This window comes from Natronorubrum texcoconense (assembly GCF_900100335.1).
GTDB classification, from domain to species: Archaea; Halobacteriota; Halobacteria; order Halobacteriales; family Natrialbaceae; genus Natronorubrum; species Natronorubrum texcoconense.
This window is the reverse complement of record NZ_FNFE01000005.1, coordinates 247,593-262,387: the sequence shown is the minus strand read 5'-3', so window position 1 is coordinate 262,387 and position 14,795 is coordinate 247,593. Positions and strand designations below refer to the sequence as shown.

The 14,795-nt window shown below is 62.0% G+C and carries 14 protein-coding genes; 7 read left to right on the top strand and 7 right to left on the bottom strand.

Annotated elements, in window-relative coordinates; genetic code table 11:
* Positions 1-142 precede the first annotated feature (142 nt).
* Positions 143-466 (bottom strand): hypothetical protein, encoded by a 324-nt coding sequence (locus tag BLT08_RS16020; RefSeq protein WP_090309860.1) that lies wholly within the window; start codon positions 464-466, stop codon positions 143-145.
* Positions 467-713: 247 nt separating this feature from the next.
* Between BLT08_RS16020 and BLT08_RS16015 the strand changes: the two genes are divergently transcribed.
* The 3 genes from BLT08_RS16015 to BLT08_RS16005 all read left to right on the top strand — a co-directional run bounded on the left by BLT08_RS16015 (position 714) and on the right by BLT08_RS16005 (position 3,290).
* Complete coding sequence (locus BLT08_RS16015; protein ID WP_090309857.1) at positions 714-1,799, top strand: cupin domain-containing protein; 1,086 nt, start codon at positions 714-716, stop codon at positions 1,797-1,799.
* A 187-nt stretch (positions 1,800-1,986) separates the two neighbouring features.
* The gene (locus BLT08_RS16010; RefSeq protein WP_090309853.1) at positions 1,987-2,169 is read left to right on the top strand and encodes a hypothetical protein; all 183 of its coding nucleotides are present in this window, start codon (positions 1,987-1,989) and stop codon (positions 2,167-2,169) included.
* A gap of 242 nt (positions 2,170-2,411) precedes the next feature.
* Entirely contained in the window at positions 2,412-3,290 is an 879-nt protein-coding gene (locus BLT08_RS16005) for a fumarylacetoacetate hydrolase family protein (RefSeq protein WP_090309850.1), read from the top strand.
* A gap of 69 nt (positions 3,291-3,359) precedes the next feature.
* Here the strand turns inward: BLT08_RS16005 and BLT08_RS16000 are convergent, their stop codons facing one another.
* Entirely contained in the window at positions 3,360-4,055 is a 696-nt protein-coding gene (locus BLT08_RS16000) for an acetate--CoA ligase family protein (protein WP_090309845.1), read from the bottom strand.
* Positions 4,048-5,436 carry an acetate--CoA ligase family protein gene (locus BLT08_RS15995; protein WP_090309843.1) on the bottom strand — a complete coding sequence of 463 codons (1,389 nt, stop codon included), beginning with the start codon at positions 5,434-5,436 and terminating at the stop codon, positions 4,048-4,050. The genes BLT08_RS16000 and BLT08_RS15995 overlap by 8 nt, the downstream gene beginning before the upstream one ends.
* A 426-nt stretch (positions 5,437-5,862) precedes the next feature.
* Here BLT08_RS15995 and BLT08_RS15990 point away from each other — a divergent pair, with 426 nt between their 5' ends.
* Positions 5,863-6,621, top strand: coding sequence for a UbiA family prenyltransferase (locus BLT08_RS15990; RefSeq protein ID WP_245724246.1), 759 nt, complete (start codon positions 5,863-5,865; stop codon positions 6,619-6,621).
* 515 nt (positions 6,622-7,136) lie between these two features.
* Here BLT08_RS15990 and BLT08_RS15985 read toward each other — a convergent pair.
* The 4 genes from BLT08_RS15985 to BLT08_RS15970 form a co-directional block, all read right to left on the bottom strand.
* On the bottom strand, positions 7,137-7,898 hold the full coding sequence (locus BLT08_RS15985; protein WP_090309837.1) for an IclR family transcriptional regulator: 762 nt from the start codon (positions 7,896-7,898) through the stop codon (positions 7,137-7,139).
* A 678-nt stretch (positions 7,899-8,576) separates the two neighbouring features.
* Positions 8,577-9,293, bottom strand: coding sequence for an ABC transporter ATP-binding protein (locus tag BLT08_RS15980; RefSeq protein ID WP_090309834.1), 717 nt, complete (start codon positions 9,291-9,293; stop codon positions 8,577-8,579).
* The gene (locus BLT08_RS15975; RefSeq protein ID WP_090309830.1) at positions 9,294-10,070 is read right to left on the bottom strand and encodes an ABC transporter ATP-binding protein; all 777 of its coding nucleotides are present in this window, start codon (positions 10,068-10,070) and stop codon (positions 9,294-9,296) included.
* A 17-nt stretch (positions 10,071-10,087) separates the two neighbouring features.
* A complete protein-coding gene (locus BLT08_RS15970) occupies positions 10,088-11,140 on the bottom strand; it encodes a branched-chain amino acid ABC transporter permease (RefSeq protein WP_090309827.1) in 1,053 nt (350 codons plus the stop codon).
* A gap of 181 nt (positions 11,141-11,321) precedes the next feature.
* Between BLT08_RS15970 and BLT08_RS15965 the strand changes: the two genes are divergently transcribed.
* The 3 genes from BLT08_RS15965 to BLT08_RS15955 all read left to right on the top strand — a co-directional run bounded on the left by BLT08_RS15965 (position 11,322) and on the right by BLT08_RS15955 (position 14,731).
* The gene (locus BLT08_RS15965) at positions 11,322-12,617 is read left to right on the top strand and encodes an ABC transporter substrate-binding protein (protein ID WP_090309823.1); all 1,296 of its coding nucleotides are present in this window, start codon (positions 11,322-11,324) and stop codon (positions 12,615-12,617) included.
* A 3-nt stretch (positions 12,618-12,620) separates the two neighbouring features.
* Positions 12,621-13,478 (top strand): branched-chain amino acid ABC transporter permease, encoded by an 858-nt coding sequence (locus BLT08_RS15960; protein WP_090309820.1) that lies wholly within the window; start codon positions 12,621-12,623, stop codon positions 13,476-13,478.
* 281 nt (positions 13,479-13,759) lie between these two features.
* Positions 13,760-14,731, top strand: coding sequence for an alpha/beta hydrolase family protein (locus tag BLT08_RS15955; protein ID WP_175529344.1), 972 nt, complete (start codon positions 13,760-13,762; stop codon positions 14,729-14,731).
* Positions 14,732-14,795: the final 64 nt, after the last annotated feature.

Genomic DNA, 14,795 nt, shown 5'->3' with positions numbered 1-14,795 from the left:
TCGCTTACGCGTCGCTCGATCGAACGGCGAATACGAGCGCCTCGAGCAGCAGATCTAGTCGCATCTCGGTTCTCGAAAGCGCCGACCGAACGACGCGTCTATTCGGACTGCGCCGCGCGCGACGCGCGAAAAGCGATACGGCTCAGACCAATTGCAGTCGCTTGGCGACCCAGTGATCACGAGCGGCGAACACGAACGCCTCCTCGTCGTCGAACTCGGTCGACTCGGCGACGAACTCGTCCCACTCGCCGTGAGAGACCTTTTCGAATTCCTCAACCGAGCCGGCCTCGCTGGGACTGGCCGCGACCAGTTCGTCGAAGGTTTCGAACTCGGTCCGCGCCTGCACGAACGCGTCGTCGAACACGTCCTCGATGGGGATGTCCTCGCCCTCGTCGTAGACGTCGGCGGCAGATGGCAGGTCGTTTCGCTTCGCTGTGACCGCTTCGAGGTCTCGTTCTAGTACCATACTCACAGTCTGTGGCGCGAATACCTAAATTCATTCCCTTTTGGTCAGTACTACCCTCTCGAAAGATTCCAAACGTCGGCCACTTCCGATTGAGCGAAGGACCCGACGTCGACTCGATCACCGACCGCAACGAGACCACGCGAGCCGATCTGTCCCTGTAGCCCCACAGTAGGGTCTGCGCGCGACAGGGAACCTCTCGACTTCGTGCTCCAACACACTTATGCCGATTCTTGCAGTTGTAACACCTATGGCACAACAGGAGCCCGAAGAGGGTATCGAACTGACTTCGGAGACCCGGAGTATCCTCGAGGAGAACAACCTCCGGCCGCTGTGGGAGGTCGAGGACGACTTCGGAAACACCTACGACGATCTCGAGCCGGACATCTGGAAGTGGGAAGACATCAAGCGGGCGATCGACAACGTCGAGGAGGACATGCCGATCGAGGAACTACCGCCGGGGTTCCAGCGGCGAGTCGCGGTCCCGATCAACACCGGAATGAACAACGCCATCTCGAACACGATCTATCTCGGCGTCCAGACCGTTTCGCCGGGTGAGACGGCGCCCTCCCATCGCCACGGGGCCAACGCCCTGCGCTTTACCATCGACGGCCACGAGGAGATGAAGACCGTCGTTGCAGGCGAGGAGTTCCCGATGGAGAACAACGACCTCATTACGACGCCCCAGTGGGAGTGGCACGACCACGTCAACGACTCCGACGAGACCGCGATGTGGCTCGACGTGCTGGATCTGCCGCTGATCTTGGACTCGCTGAACTCCTCGAACGTCTTCGAGAACCACGAACTCGAGCGACAGCCGGTCACGAAGACCCAGGGCTACTGGGATTCCCAGTTCGGACAGGCCCGTCCCGCCAACGAGTCGAACGGCGACGGCATTCCGGGGCCGTTCGAGGGGATCCGCGATCCGACCCCGCCCTACCGCTTCGGCTGGGACGAGACCCTCGAGACGCTGCGCCAGCGCGCCGACAACACCACGCCGGACCCGTACGACGGCTACAGTATGGCGTACGTCAACCCGGCGAACGGCCAGGCGCCGCTGTTCCCGACGATGTCGTTCCGGGCGCAGCTTCTGCAGGAGGCCACCGAGACGCACTTCCACAATGCCACGGAGGTCTACTTCGTCATCGAGGGCGAGGGTGTCACCCACGTCGGCGACGAGACCCTCGAGTGGGGGCAGTGGGACATTTTCGTGGTCCCGCCGAACGAACTCCACAGCCACGAGCCGGACGGCGAGGAAGCGATCCTCCTGGGCATGACCGACCGACCCGTGTTCGAGGCGTTCAACTTCTACGCCGAATCCGCGCCAAACGAGTAGCGACTGACGGCGGCGATCACACGGCCACGGTCCGTTTTTCGATGGACGCTCGGACTCGAGCGGTGACTACGCGTCCCAGGCGCGCTCCCGATAGTGGTTTTCGTTCCCCGTCTCGTGCTCGAGCCACCGTCCCCGAGATCATCGGTATGGGGAATCCTTTATTGGTCGGCGGACGTACCGTACGCGTATGGCAGAGTTCGAGAATCCGTACGCGGAGCACAGTCCGTTCGTTCGGGCACACTTCGACTGTCTGGACTGCGGCGGCAAACTCTGGGAGTACGCGATGGATCAACAGATGGTGTGTGAGGACTGTCGCAACGTCTTCGACTCGGACACCGTCTTCGACGACCAGATCGCCGCCAACGACTGATACGGTTCGCTGTAGCGTTTTACCGGAGCGGCCGCGTTTCGTCCTGCGGTCGCTCCTGTACCGACGTACAGCAGACCGTATGATGATCGGATCGGCTGATCGCCTTCCGTTATCGGTCCGAGGACAGCCTACCAAACCGTGGAGGCGGTGCGACGCCGTTCCGATCGCAATCCCTCACTATTGTTCGAACGTGCGAGACCGAGAGAGGATGTTTTATGTGGTCGGATCGCAGTGGGTCTACCATGCGACTCGTTAGATTCAACGACGATCGGCTCGGACTCCTGACCGACGACGACGGCATCATCGACGTGACCGACGACCTCGGTCTCGAGACGAACGACCCGCTCAAGGAATACGCCCGCAAGGACTTAGACGCCAGCGAGTACGAAAGTGAGGACGCTGACTACGACCGCGAGGAGGTCACCATCGAGTCTCCCGTCCGCCGCCCCGGGAAGGTCATCGCGGCGCCGCTGAACTACGAGAACCACGTCGAAGAGGCCCTGGCCGACAAGGACATCGTCACCGAGGAGTGGTTCACCATCGAGGACAAGGGCTACTTCCTCAAGGCGCCCTCGAGCGTCGCCGGCCCTGAGGACGGCATCGAACTCCCCTTCAACGACCGACGGGTCGACCACGAGATCGAACTCGGCTTCGTCATGGGCGAGGACGTCAAGGACATCGACGCCGACGACGTCTGGGGCGCTATTCTCGGCTACACGATCCTGCTCGACGTCTCCGTTCGCGGCGACCAGGACCGCTCGAACCGCAAGTCCTACGACACGTTCACCATCATCGGTCCCTGCGTCACGACCCCCGACGAGTTCGACGATCCCCACGACCTCGAGATGGAACTCCAACTCAACGGCGAGACGAAGCAACAAGAGAACACCGGCGGCATGATCTACAGCTGCGCCGACATCGTCGAGTACGCCTCGATCGGCGCGACGATCGAAGCCGGGGACGTCATCACCACCGGGACGCCGGAAGGCGTCAGCGCGATCGAGGGTGGCGACACCATCGACGCCGAGATCGAGGACGTCGGCGCGATGACCGTTGACGTCACGGAACGCGACCTCGCCTTCGAGGACGTCAACGTTCAGAAGAGCCAGAAAGACGACTGATAGTCGATCGAAACGATCCTCGTCCGCGGGACGATTTTTCGAGAACGCGACAACGCCGAGAGCCGCCGGTCAGTCGTCGAGCGAGACGAGCGCGTCGAGCGCGACCGCTCGATCCGACTCCGCCAGTAGCGGGTTGATCTCGATCTCGCGGATCTCCTCGTTCGCGTCAAGTACCTCGCCAACGGTGACGATCGCCTCGGCGACGGCCTCCCGATCGACCGCCGGAGAGCCGCGATAGCCGTCGAACAGCGGCGATGCCTCGAGTTCGCGGGTCATCGCGACGGCCTCGGCGGTCGAGATCGGGGCGATCCGGTGGCTCGTGTCCTGGAGGACCTCGACGGTAATCCCGCCAAGGCCGACGAGAACGGTCGGGCCGAACGACGGATCTCGCGTGCCGCCGACGATCACCTCGAGCCCGGCCTCGAGGTCGGCGGCTTCTTCGACGAACACCGCGGCGTCGATCCCCTCGCGGTCGGCCGCCTCGAAGATGTCCACCGCGGCCGTCCGAACCTCGTCGGGGGTCGTGAGGTTCACGTTTACGCCGACGCCGCTCCCCCACTCGCTCTTGTGCTGAACTGCCGGCGAGGCGACCTTTACGACGACCGGGTAACCGATCCGTTCGGCGGCCTCGACCGCCTCTTCGGACGACGTGACCGTCTCGCCGTCCGGAACGGAGAGCCCGCGACTGGCGAGCAACTCCTTCGCTTCGGCTTCTGTCAGCGCGGAGCGCTGCTCGTCGCGGGCGGCCTCGAGAGCGTCAGTCATCGACGCTCACCTCCTCGCCCGCAACGGCCGCGTCGGGCCCCGCGTTGCGCTTGGCGTACTGGACGAGCGCGCTGACCGCGTCCGCCCCGCGTTCAGGCGCCGTGAAGGTCGGGATTCCGAGCGCCTCGAGTTCGGCGAGCTCTTCGTTGATGACGGCCTCGGGGCCGCCGCTGGCGAAGACGATCGGTTTCTGCACCTCGTCGACGACGGCCGCAAGCGTGTCGGTCGGATACCCCAGTCCGCCCTCGTAAAGCTCGTAGACGAGAACGATATCGATGTTGTCGTCGCGAGCGACGGCGGCGACGACGTCGCCGAACTCCGGCATCGGACGGCCGGTATCAACCGGGTTCGCCGAGAACGTGATTCCGGGGAGGATCTCCTCGACGATGTCTTGGGTCTCCTCGGTGAGCGAGGGGAGGTTCGCCCCCGCCGCTTTCAGTCGGTCCGTGATCGCGATCCCCGGGCCAGCCTGGGCCGTGACGACGCCGACGTTCGGCCCGTCCGGTCGTGGCGACGACGCAAGCGCCGTGCCGGCATCGAGGAGTTCCGTCGACGTACGGACCGTGGGCACGCCGTACTGGGCGAATCCTGCTTCGTACAGTTCGTATTCGCCTGTGAGTGCCCCAGTGTGTGACTCCGCGAAATCGCCGACGTCCTGTTCGCCGACGTTGTAGGCGACGACCGGCGTCTCGACGCGCCGGCAGGTCTCGAGGAGGCCGCGACCGTCGTCGGTCCCCTCGACGTGGAGGACGATCGAGTCGGTCTTCGCGTCGCCGTCGAAGTACTCGATCGCCTCCTCGAAGCCGACGTTCGCGCGGTTGCCGAGCCCAACCATCGCGGAGACGCCAACTCCCTCATTTTCAGCCTGAAACGCGATGGCGTACGCGAGTCCGCCGCTCTGGGCGACGACAGCGACGTTGCCGGCGGGGATGGTGTCGACGTCAGTCGCGAACGTCGCGAAGAGATGCTCTTCGGGGACCAGAAAGCCGCTCGTGTTCGGCCCGAGCAACGCGACGTCCCCCTCGGATGCGGCCTCGATGAGTCGCTCCTCGAGTTCCTCACCGTCCGGTCCGGCCTCGCCGAACCCGCCGGCGAAGACGACTGCGCCGCCGATACCCGCTTTACCACAGTCTTCGATGACGTCCGGGACGATCGGCGCCGGCACGCAACACAGCGCCAGATCAACCTCGCCGTCGATCTCGGTTACCGAAGAGACGAACTCTCGGCCGAAGATGGTCCCGGACGCCGACGGGTTAACCGGGTACACCGGGCCGTCGAACTCGACCGCGTTTTGCATGGCTTCGTAGCCGATCTTTCCGGACGTTTCGGAGGCTCCGACAACCGCGATACCCCTGGGATCGAACAAGTCAGTTACCGACATACCGGCTATTGGGGAAACTGGGTGAAAGCGTTTTCCACTGGCGGGAACCGAACACCGAGACCGACGACCGGACTCGCTATCCGCGGAGGGTAGCGTTTATCGCGTGATCACCCTTGAGAAGTTCGTCACCGGTTCCGGACGAACGATCCGACCGTTCTCGAGCGGGTATGCCCTGCCGGCGATCTAGCGGGCTCTGTCGACGTGTTGTTCGAACAGCCGGCGGGGGCATCGTCGCTGATCGTTTCGATCTTCCTGAGGCGACACCGGAAGGGACGAATCACTCTCGAACGACCACTATTGATGTACTGCGATGTGGTAAGGCAATTCGTGTCCGATCCATCCGTACCGTCGCGAACGCGACTCGAGCGTAGGGGTCACGGGCTGTGGGTCCACGTCCAACCGATATTTCTGGTTCCGGGAGCGGCGATGTCAGTGTTCGGCACGGCGCTCGCGACCGATATATCGGTCTCGAGTGGGGCGATCCACGCGTTCGCCGTCTGTCTGGCCGTCTACGTCGCTCACCTGAAAGACGGCTACGTGGACTACTACGTCCGCGGCGAAGACGAGAGAAACCCCCTCGAGCCACGGGAGATCCGTCTCGCGATCGCCGTAGCGACGATCCTGTTCGGCCTCTGTCTGGGACTCCTCTGGCAGTTCGGCGGGCCGATCGCGGCCGTCGCCACGGCACCGTTGCTCGTGCTTGGCTACTTCCACGCGCCGCAACTGGACACCCATCCGCTCACCGTCACCGTCGATTACCCACTTGGCATCTGCCTCGCGACGGTCGGCGGCTACGCGACCCAGACCGGGACAGTCAGCGACACGGTCCTCGCCGTCTGTCTCACGCTATTTTTGCTGCTCGCGGCAATCAACATCATGCTCGACCGGCTCGACTACGATCACGATCGGCGGCTGGCAAAGCGAACGCTTCCGGTCGTTCTCGGCCCGACTCGAGCCCAGCGAATCGCCTGGGGACTGATCGGTGCTTGTCTGGTCGTTCTACTCGTCTCGAGTCTGTTCGGACCGCTGCCGACCGTCGCTGCACTCGCCGGGGCCGTCCCAGGTGCCGTCACGCTCGCCTGTCTCGTCAGGCCGCTCGACCCGAACCGACTCGTCGCGCTGTTCATCGGTGTGACCTACGTCTTCGCCACGATGCTGTTCATCGCGATTCGCATCTCCGGCTGAGGGTTCCTATCAGTCCGATCGGCCCGATTCGCGACGGGATACCGTCCCGTTTCCTGAGCAGCAAACGGTTCTCTCACGAAGAACAAGCGCTCTGTGAACAGGGAATATCCTCCTCTCTCGTGTTCGATCCAGTCACAGTGATCGCGGTTTCGTCCCACTCGAGAGGTTCGCCCACGACGAGTCAAAAGTGATCGACGTGTATTCGCTACCGAGAAACGAATTGCTCGCGACACCCGCCGCCGACCGACGTTTGGCGACGCCGGTTTCGAGTCGAAGCCCACGCTCGAGTTGCCCACAGGCACTCGATCTGGGATCAACTCGATCTCGGATCGACCGGCTAGGGTCCGACAGTCAGCACGCAATTGGTTTCACGATGGCTGTACGGTCAGCACGTCTTCAGATCAATGGTCCCGTTCGCTGGCGGAACTGAACCAGTGGGTTTCTTCTTAGCGAACGTTTGTCGTTCGTGATCGTTTCCGGTAATGGACCCCCCGATACGACGGTATCACCTCGAGTCACGTGCCGTACCGATACTTGATCGTAATCGAATCGATCGTCCCCTGGAGTTCCTGTCGGAGCGTGGTCTGATACGTCTCGTCCTGGATCCGCCCCGTCGGCCCCGCGATACCGACTGCACCCTTGAGTTCGCCGTCGATCTCGATCGGTGCCCCGATTAGCCCCATTCCCTTGACCTGTTGATCCCAGTCGACTGCGTACCCCTGTTCCCGGATCGAGTCGAGCTCGGTTCGTAACCGCTCCTCGTCGGTGACCGTCTTCTCTGTCAACGGCGTGAGCCCGTGGGTCTCGATGATTTCGTCCGTCCGCTCCGGTGGAAGATTGGCGAGAATCGCTTTTCCGGTTGCGTTCGAGTGCAACGGCGTGATCATCCCCGAGTAGATACCCAGTTCGAGCGACCGGTCGCCAGTTTCCTTGTGGAGGATTACGGACTGACCAGCTTCCTCGATGACCAGAGTGATGAGTTCGCCCGTCTCCATCGCGAGTTCGCGGAGTTTCGGCTCCGCCGCCTGAAAGAGGCTGTTGCGGTGTTTAATTCGCGATCCCGTCGCCAGGAACTGGTGGCTGAGCCGGTACTCGCCGCCGTCGTTGACGACGTAGCCAGTCTCCTCGAGCGTGTGGAGATAGACGTGAGCCGTGCTCTTCGGTACGTCCATCCGCGTCGCGACCTCCGACGGGCCGGCGCCGTTTACTTCCCAGAGAACAGTCAGTACGTCGAACGCCCGGAGCACCGATGACATCGGGGGTGTTGCGTCGGTCATACCGGAATGTCGCCGTCCCGATACTTAAACTGTCCGATTATATCAGACGATATTCTGAAACCATCTGCGAACCAAACCGGACTTCTCTCCGCCGCTGGTTGATCTCTCGGGCGATCTGCGATGAGTCTCCGTTCGTTCCACCGTCGATTACAATAGTACCGCTGTAATCAATCCGAAGCGGCAGCCGAAACTTGGGCGTGTACGAGACGATGTCTACTACTAGTAGACGAATACAGCGGTCGTCATCGACTGGCACTGCATGTTCGGTCGCTCGATGGGAGACGATGACGAACGAATGTGGTGCGTGAACGACTGGCATGAGAAGATTCGCGGATCGGCGGAATAGGGTTCGCCAGTTCGACCGACCATCGGTCGGTGACCAACCAGTCACCAACCGGTTCCTGAGACGGGCCCAGACCCTGTAGGGAACGGTTCGAGCAACCACAAACTGGCTCACGACACGTCGGACCATCGGTGCGGCAGTCGGTAAGAAACGCCCATCTAATATGGACAGACGGAATTCGAAAACGAGATTGGAGCGTCACGGCGGCTGGGAACCGGACTGATACGGGCAGGTATACCGGTCACTCGGCGCAATCGAGAACAGTCACAGTCGCACCAAAATCGCCCTCCAATGCTTCGTGGCTCCGTATGACGTGGGCTGAGCCGAACCCCCCGTCAGCCACCGATGTACGATTCGACGAGTTCGTCCGACTGAAGCTCCGCCGTCGTTCCGGATCGCTGTACCGTTCCGTTCTCGAGGAGCGTGAGTCGGTCGGCGTGTTCGAGGGCGAACGTGAGGTTCTGCTCACAGAGTAGGATCGTGACGTCGAGTTCCTGAATCGACGTTAGCGCCTCGCTGATGTCGTCGAGAACGACCGGCGCCAGTCCGATCGACGGTTCGTCCAGAACGAGAAACTCCGGATCGCTCATCAGACCGCGGCCGAGCGACAGCATCTGTTGTTCGCCGCCGCTCAGACTCTCCGCTTCCTGTGATCGGCGCTCTTCGAGTCGCGGGAACAGGTCGAAGACCTCCTCGAGTCGCTCGTCTTCGCCCTCGTCGTTGAGGTACGATCCGAGGCGGAGGTTCTGTTCGACGGACATCTGGCCGAACAGGTCCCGCCGCTCGGTGCAGTAGAACAGCCCGTTTTCGATCAGCGTCGGCGTATCCGTCTCCGAGACCTCCAGACCGCGATAGGTGATCGAGCCCTCGTAATCGAGGAAGCCGCCGATGGTGTCGACCAGCGTCGACTTGCCCGCACCGTTCGGTCCGATGACGCCGATCGTCTCACCGGACGGGACGTCGAGGTCGACGCCATCGAGTGCCGTCACCTTCCCGTAGGAGACGGAGAGATCCGAAACCGAGAGCATCGATTCGCGCGAGTCGTCCGCCATTTAAATCTCACCCCCGAGGTAGGCCTCCTGGACGGTCGGATCGTCGCGGATCTCCGCCGGCGTCCCCTCGGCAATCTTCTCGCCGAAGGAGATGACGATAACGCGGTCGACGAGGTCGAGCAGCCCGTGCATGTTGTGGTCGATCACGACCAGCGTCATCCCACCCTCGCGGAGCGAGGTGAACAGGTCGGCGGTGCGGTCGATTTCGTCGGACGTGAGTCCGGCGAACGGCTCGTCGACCAACAGCAAATCCGGATCGGTTCCGAGTGCCCGTCCGATCTCGAGCCGGAGCATTCCGGCGTGGGGAAGTTCGTCGGGCGTCTGGTCGACCACGTCGCCCAGTCCGACCTGCTCGCAGATCTCTCGGGCTCGCTGTTCCGTGTCGGCGCGGAAATCCGCGAACGAGAACAGCGAGTTGGGCATCTGTGAGAGCGCGATGTTTTCCAGTACCGTTCGGTCGTTCAGCGGGCGGAACGTCTGGTAGGTCCGTGCGATCCCCTTCTCCACGAGGGCGTGCTGTGGGACGCCGGTGACGTTCTCGCCGCGGTAGTATATCTCGCCGTCCGTCGGCGCCATCGTCCCGGAGACGCAGTCGAACGTCGTCGACTTTCCGGCGCCGTTTGGACCGATGAATCCGAGTATCTCTCGCTCGCTGACGCTAAAGGAGAGGTTGTCTACCGCGGTAACGTTCCCGAACTGTTTCGTGACATCTTCGAGTCGGAGGATGTCGGTCGTCTGTGCTTCGTCATGGGCCGATTGCGTTGTATGCGTACTCATTCGTGTTCCTCCGTCGGTTACGATGGCGACTCCGACCGCTGGCTTCGTCGTTCGAGTATGTCTCGGCTCCACTCGGTGACCCAGGGAAGCGCCCCCTTCGGCAGGAAGAAGAGGACGAGTAGCGCAATCGCGAAGAATAGCGCCATCGAGATATGCCCGACCGTGGCGTCGAGGACGGGAATCGTCAGGGAACTGGTCTGGAGCGCGTCCCGAACGAAGTAGTAGACGATCCCCGCGGCAGCGGGACCGGTGATCGTCCCCATGCCACCGAGGATACTGACCAGAACGACTTCGATGCTGACGACGATACTAAGGATCTCTCCGGGATTGGGCTCTCCGGCGGTGTGTACGAACGCCGCGCCCGCCAGCCCGCCGACCGTCCCGCTCATCGTGAACGCGAACACCTTGAATTTCGCCGCGTTGATGCCGACGGATCGGACCGCGTCTTCGTCCTCGTGGATCGCCGTGAATATCGAGCCGACGTACGACCGCGTGAAGACGTAGAAGAGGGCGTATATCGCCAGAAAGAGTGCTAGCGCGAGGTAATAGTACACGATCGTCTCGTGAACGAACACCGTTTCGAAGCCGATCGTCGAGAGGATCCCGATGGGCTCGTCGACCGAGACCAGGCCCGCCGGACTCGGAAGTCCCGCGTCGCCACCCAACGTTCCGGGGAAGATGTTGACGATCTGGACGAGCACGAGCGGTGCGATCAGCGTGATGAGCGCCAGATACGGTCCCTCGAGGCGGAGTGCCGGAAATCCGACGGCGAGTCCTGCGATGCCCGCAGCGATCGTTCCGACGAGAATCGCCAGCACCGGTGTGAGACCGAGTTCGAGATTGAGCACCGCTGCAGTGTAGCCACCGATCCCGAAGAACATGCTGTGCCCGAAGCTCAACTGGCCTGTGTAGCCGGAGACGTAGTCCCAACTCATCGCGAACATCCCGAGGAACAGCGCCGCGGTGAGCTGTCTGAGCGTGAGTATCGGGAGGAGGAACGGCGCCGAAATGAGCCCAATGAAGCAAACAATGCCGACGACGTACCGTGGTTCGAGGTCTACCTGTGTCATGTGTTCACTTGATCTTCGACAGTATATGTCTGGCGCGCCACTATATATGTTTCTACCATGGTCTGTTCCTGCTTATCATTTCGTTTGCTGTATCTGCTAACGCGTACTCGGGCGACCGTCGTCGGCCTCGGCACACCACATTGCCGGTAGTTTTATTTGGTATTAGAAACACTCGGTTCATATGCGTGGTAATCAAAGGCATATCACAGGTGTCCCTGGGAAACTGAACAGACGGCAGTTCGTCGGTCTAGCTGGTATCGGCGCGACCACCTCACTCGCCGGCTGTATCGGCGGGATGGGGGATAGCGACGACGACGACGAAATCAAGATCGGGCTGCTCGCGTACGACCCCGGGAGCGCTCCCCAGGGGACCGCACAGCAGCAGGCTGCCGAGTTGGCCGTCAGCGATCTCAACGATGACGGTGGCGTCCTCGACGAGGACGTGGAGTTGCTCGTCGCGGACACGCAGGGGAGTTCCTCGACCGCCTCGGACCGGTATCTCGAGTTCGTCGTCGAGGAGAACGTCGACGTAACGGCGGGCGTGTTCGTCACTGAGGTGATGACCGCCCTCATGTCCGACATCGCCGACCACCAGACGGTTCACATGAGCGGCGGCCACACGTCGCCGACGATCGCCGAGATGCTGGCGGACGACTACGAGCAGTACAAGTATCAGTTCCGTCCGTACGGGAACGCGACCCGCTGGATCGAGTCGATCTCGGATCTCGCCGCGCACATGCAAGAGGAGGAGGATTGGGATCAGGTCGCTATACTCTGCGAGGAGTTCGAGTGGACCCAGTCGTTCACGAACGCCCTCCCCGACCTGCTCGAAGACGCCGGCCTCGAGGTCGTCTACAACGAGCGATATCCGGCAGATACGGAGAACTTCACGCCGCTGTTCGACAACATCGAGGGCGAGGACGCGGACGCCGTCGTGATGGCACAGGCCCACAGTGCGGGACCGGCGATGATCCAGTGGCGAGACGAGGAACGTGAGTTCTCGATATGTGGTCAGATCTCTCAGATCGTCGATCCGGGCTCCTACGAAGCGTTCGACGGCGACAACCAGTACGCAATCAGTAACGCGCCCGCGGTCCACACCGCGGATCTCTCCGAGCACACGACAGCCTTCGCGGAGCGGTACAACGACGAGTTCGACGTCTATCCGAACGATGCCTTCTCGTACGCGACCTACGACGGGATCATGATGTGGGCTGAGGTCGTCGAAGAGCTGGGGACGACGGACTCCGAAGAGGTCGTCCCGGCGCTGGCTGACGCCTCTTACGTGGGAACGCGCGGTCGGATCGAGTTCAACGACGAGGACCACGAGTACCCACACGACGCGAAGTTCGGGGAGGACTACCTTCGGCGAATCAACTTCCAGTGGCAGGAGGAAGACGACGGCGAGGGGCTTCAGCAGGTCATCCACCCCGAGGATCTGGCGACCTCGGAGTACCAGGAGCCCGAGTGGTTCTGATCCATGGTCGATATCGTCGGCATCGCCGCCAACACGATCATCCTCGGATCGCTGTACGCGCTCATCGCGGTCGGATTTACCCTCGTCTTCGGCGTCGCTGGCCAGGCGAACCTCGCACACGGTGCGACGATTACGATCGGCGCGTTTACCGCCTGGTTCGTCGCCGGATGGGGCGGTGGGGTCTGGATCGGGCTGCTGGCGGGTACCGTCGCCGGCGCGGTCTTCCACGTCCTGCTCTACCAGGTCTTCGTCAGACACATCGACGACCCGATAAACGTGTTAATACTGACGCTGTTGGCGTGGTTCGTCATCGAGTACTCGTTTCGGGCCGGAATCGGCTCCGAGCCGCGCTCGGTCCCGTCGCTCCTCGCCGGAAGTACCTCGATCGGCAGCGTCTCGCTCCTGTACAATAATCTGCTGATATTCGTCCTCTCGTGGGTGTTTATCGGCGCGCTGTTCGTCTTCGTCAACCACACGAAGCGCGGACAGGCGATCATCGCCACCAGCATGAACGAGAAGGGCGCCGCACTGGTCGGCATCAAGACCGGCGACATCACGCTGCTGACCTGGGGCGTGGCCGGACTGCTCGCCGGCTCCGCCGGCGTACTCTACGGCTCGTTCCGCGCCGCGTCGTACGACATGGGGATGACGCCCCTCGTCCTCGCGTTCGCGATCGTCATCCTCGGCGGCATCGGCTCGATCCGGGGTAGCCTCGTCGCAGCGTACATCATTGGCTTTCTCGAGGTGTTTACCACCTCGGCCATATCGCCGCGACTCAGCGGGATGACCGCGTTACTGGTCGTCGTCGTCGTGTTGCTGGTCAGACCGACCGGGCTCTACGGCCGGGAGCTGCCGGCCTGAGATCGGCACCTCTCCTCGTATTGGGTCCTGCACTGCACCGCTTTCTTTCGTTGCAGTCTTTGGAATCGCGGATACTGCATTTGACAATAAAATACATACATGTCTTCTCTCCCGACACACCGTACGATTTTGATGATCGTCACAACATATATGTGTTGCTCCGACATCATTACCGCATGTTGACAATGATCAATCATAAGAAGAACCGTGGTGCGTCCCGAAGATCGGTCCTTCGCGGACTCGGTATCGCCGGATCAGCGCTTGCACTGTCGGCTGGAACTGTGGCGGGAAAGCCAGCAACGCCCGCAAACGGAATCGAAACGTACGAAAACCTCACGTTCGCTGAACGTCCTGAAGTTGACCGCGAGGGCCACGGAGAGGGGGAACTGCGTCTCGACCTCTATCTCCCGGAGCAACGCGATCCCCATCCGGTTCCCGTACTCGTGTACATACACGGCGGAATGTGGATGTTCGGAACGAAAGAAACGGACCGAGAGATTCTCGAGCACTTCGCACGACAGGGGTTCGCCGTCGCCAGTATCGAGTATCGGTTCATCTCGGAGGCGCTTTTCCCCGCACAGATTCACGACGTCAACGCCGCTATCCGGTGGCTCCGCGCTCACGCGGACGAGTACGGACTCGACACAGGCAACGTCGGTGTCTGGGGGGTCTCCGCTGGTGGCCACCTCGCTGCACTGGCAGGGGTTACGAATGACGTCGACGAGTTCACGGCTGACGGTCCGTACGCTAGCTACTCGAGCAACGTACAGGCTGCAGCATCCTGGTACGGAATCATGGCGCTACACAAGATGGTTGAAACCGCACCGCCGGACAGTGAGATGCCGTACGAGGAAGCGGACGCTCCGGAATCGATGCTCGTCGGGGAACCCATCGCGGAGAACCCCGAGGCCGGAATGTACGCGAGCCCGGTCGAGTATCTGGATCCTGACGACCCACCGCTCTTGCTCTACCACGGCAACGAGGACGGCCTCGTCGGCTACGGACAGAGCGAACTCATGTACGAAACAGCCCTCGACGTCTGCCACGAGACGACGTACTACGAACTCGAGTCGCTCGGTCACTCCTCCGAGGCAGTCTATTCGGCACTTTCCAGCAAGCCACCCGCGATGGGAACCGCCAGAACGGTCCACTGTCGCCCGTCGCCCAACGCGCCACAGGAACGGGTTCAGGACGGTCGAGTAGCCTCTCTCAGTGACATGGAGCAGTTCTTCCAACGGAGCCTGCGACACTGAGGCCGAGTCGACGAACGAGTGAGTGGAGCGGTACCCCTGGACGAACGAAACGAACCAAAAAATC

Excerpts from the sequence above, each read along its gene's own strand:
- BLT08_RS15975 (WP_090309830.1), bottom strand. The coding sequence starts at position 10,070 with ATGAGTACGCATACAACGCAATCGGCCCATGACGAAGCACAGACGACC.
- BLT08_RS15980 (WP_090309834.1), bottom strand. The coding sequence starts at position 9,293 with ATGGCGGACGACTCGCGCGAATCGATGCTCTCGGTTTCGGATCTCTCC.
- BLT08_RS16005 (WP_090309850.1), top strand. The coding sequence starts at position 2,412 with ATGCGACTCGTTAGATTCAACGACGATCGGCTCGGACTCCTGACCGAC.
- BLT08_RS15970 (WP_090309827.1), bottom strand. The coding sequence starts at position 11,140 with ATGACACAGGTAGACCTCGAACCACGGTACGTCGTCGGCATTGTTTGC.
- BLT08_RS16015 (WP_090309857.1), top strand. The coding sequence starts at position 714 with ATGGCACAACAGGAGCCCGAAGAGGGTATCGAACTGACTTCGGAGACC.
- BLT08_RS15965 (WP_090309823.1), top strand. The coding sequence starts at position 11,322 with ATGCGTGGTAATCAAAGGCATATCACAGGTGTCCCTGGGAAACTGAAC.
- BLT08_RS16020 (WP_090309860.1), bottom strand. The coding sequence starts at position 466 with ATGGTACTAGAACGAGACCTCGAAGCGGTCACAGCGAAGCGAAACGAC.
- BLT08_RS15990 (WP_245724246.1), top strand. The coding sequence starts at position 5,863 with ATGTCAGTGTTCGGCACGGCGCTCGCGACCGATATATCGGTCTCGAGT.
- BLT08_RS15995 (WP_090309843.1), bottom strand. The coding sequence starts at position 5,436 with ATGTCGGTAACTGACTTGTTCGATCCCAGGGGTATCGCGGTTGTCGGA.
- BLT08_RS16000 (WP_090309845.1), bottom strand. The coding sequence starts at position 4,055 with ATGACTGACGCTCTCGAGGCCGCCCGCGACGAGCAGCGCTCCGCGCTG.
- BLT08_RS16010 (WP_090309853.1), top strand. The coding sequence starts at position 1,987 with ATGGCAGAGTTCGAGAATCCGTACGCGGAGCACAGTCCGTTCGTTCGG.
- BLT08_RS15985 (WP_090309837.1), bottom strand. The coding sequence starts at position 7,898 with ATGACCGACGCAACACCCCCGATGTCATCGGTGCTCCGGGCGTTCGAC.
- BLT08_RS15960 (WP_090309820.1), top strand. The coding sequence starts at position 12,621 with ATGGTCGATATCGTCGGCATCGCCGCCAACACGATCATCCTCGGATCG.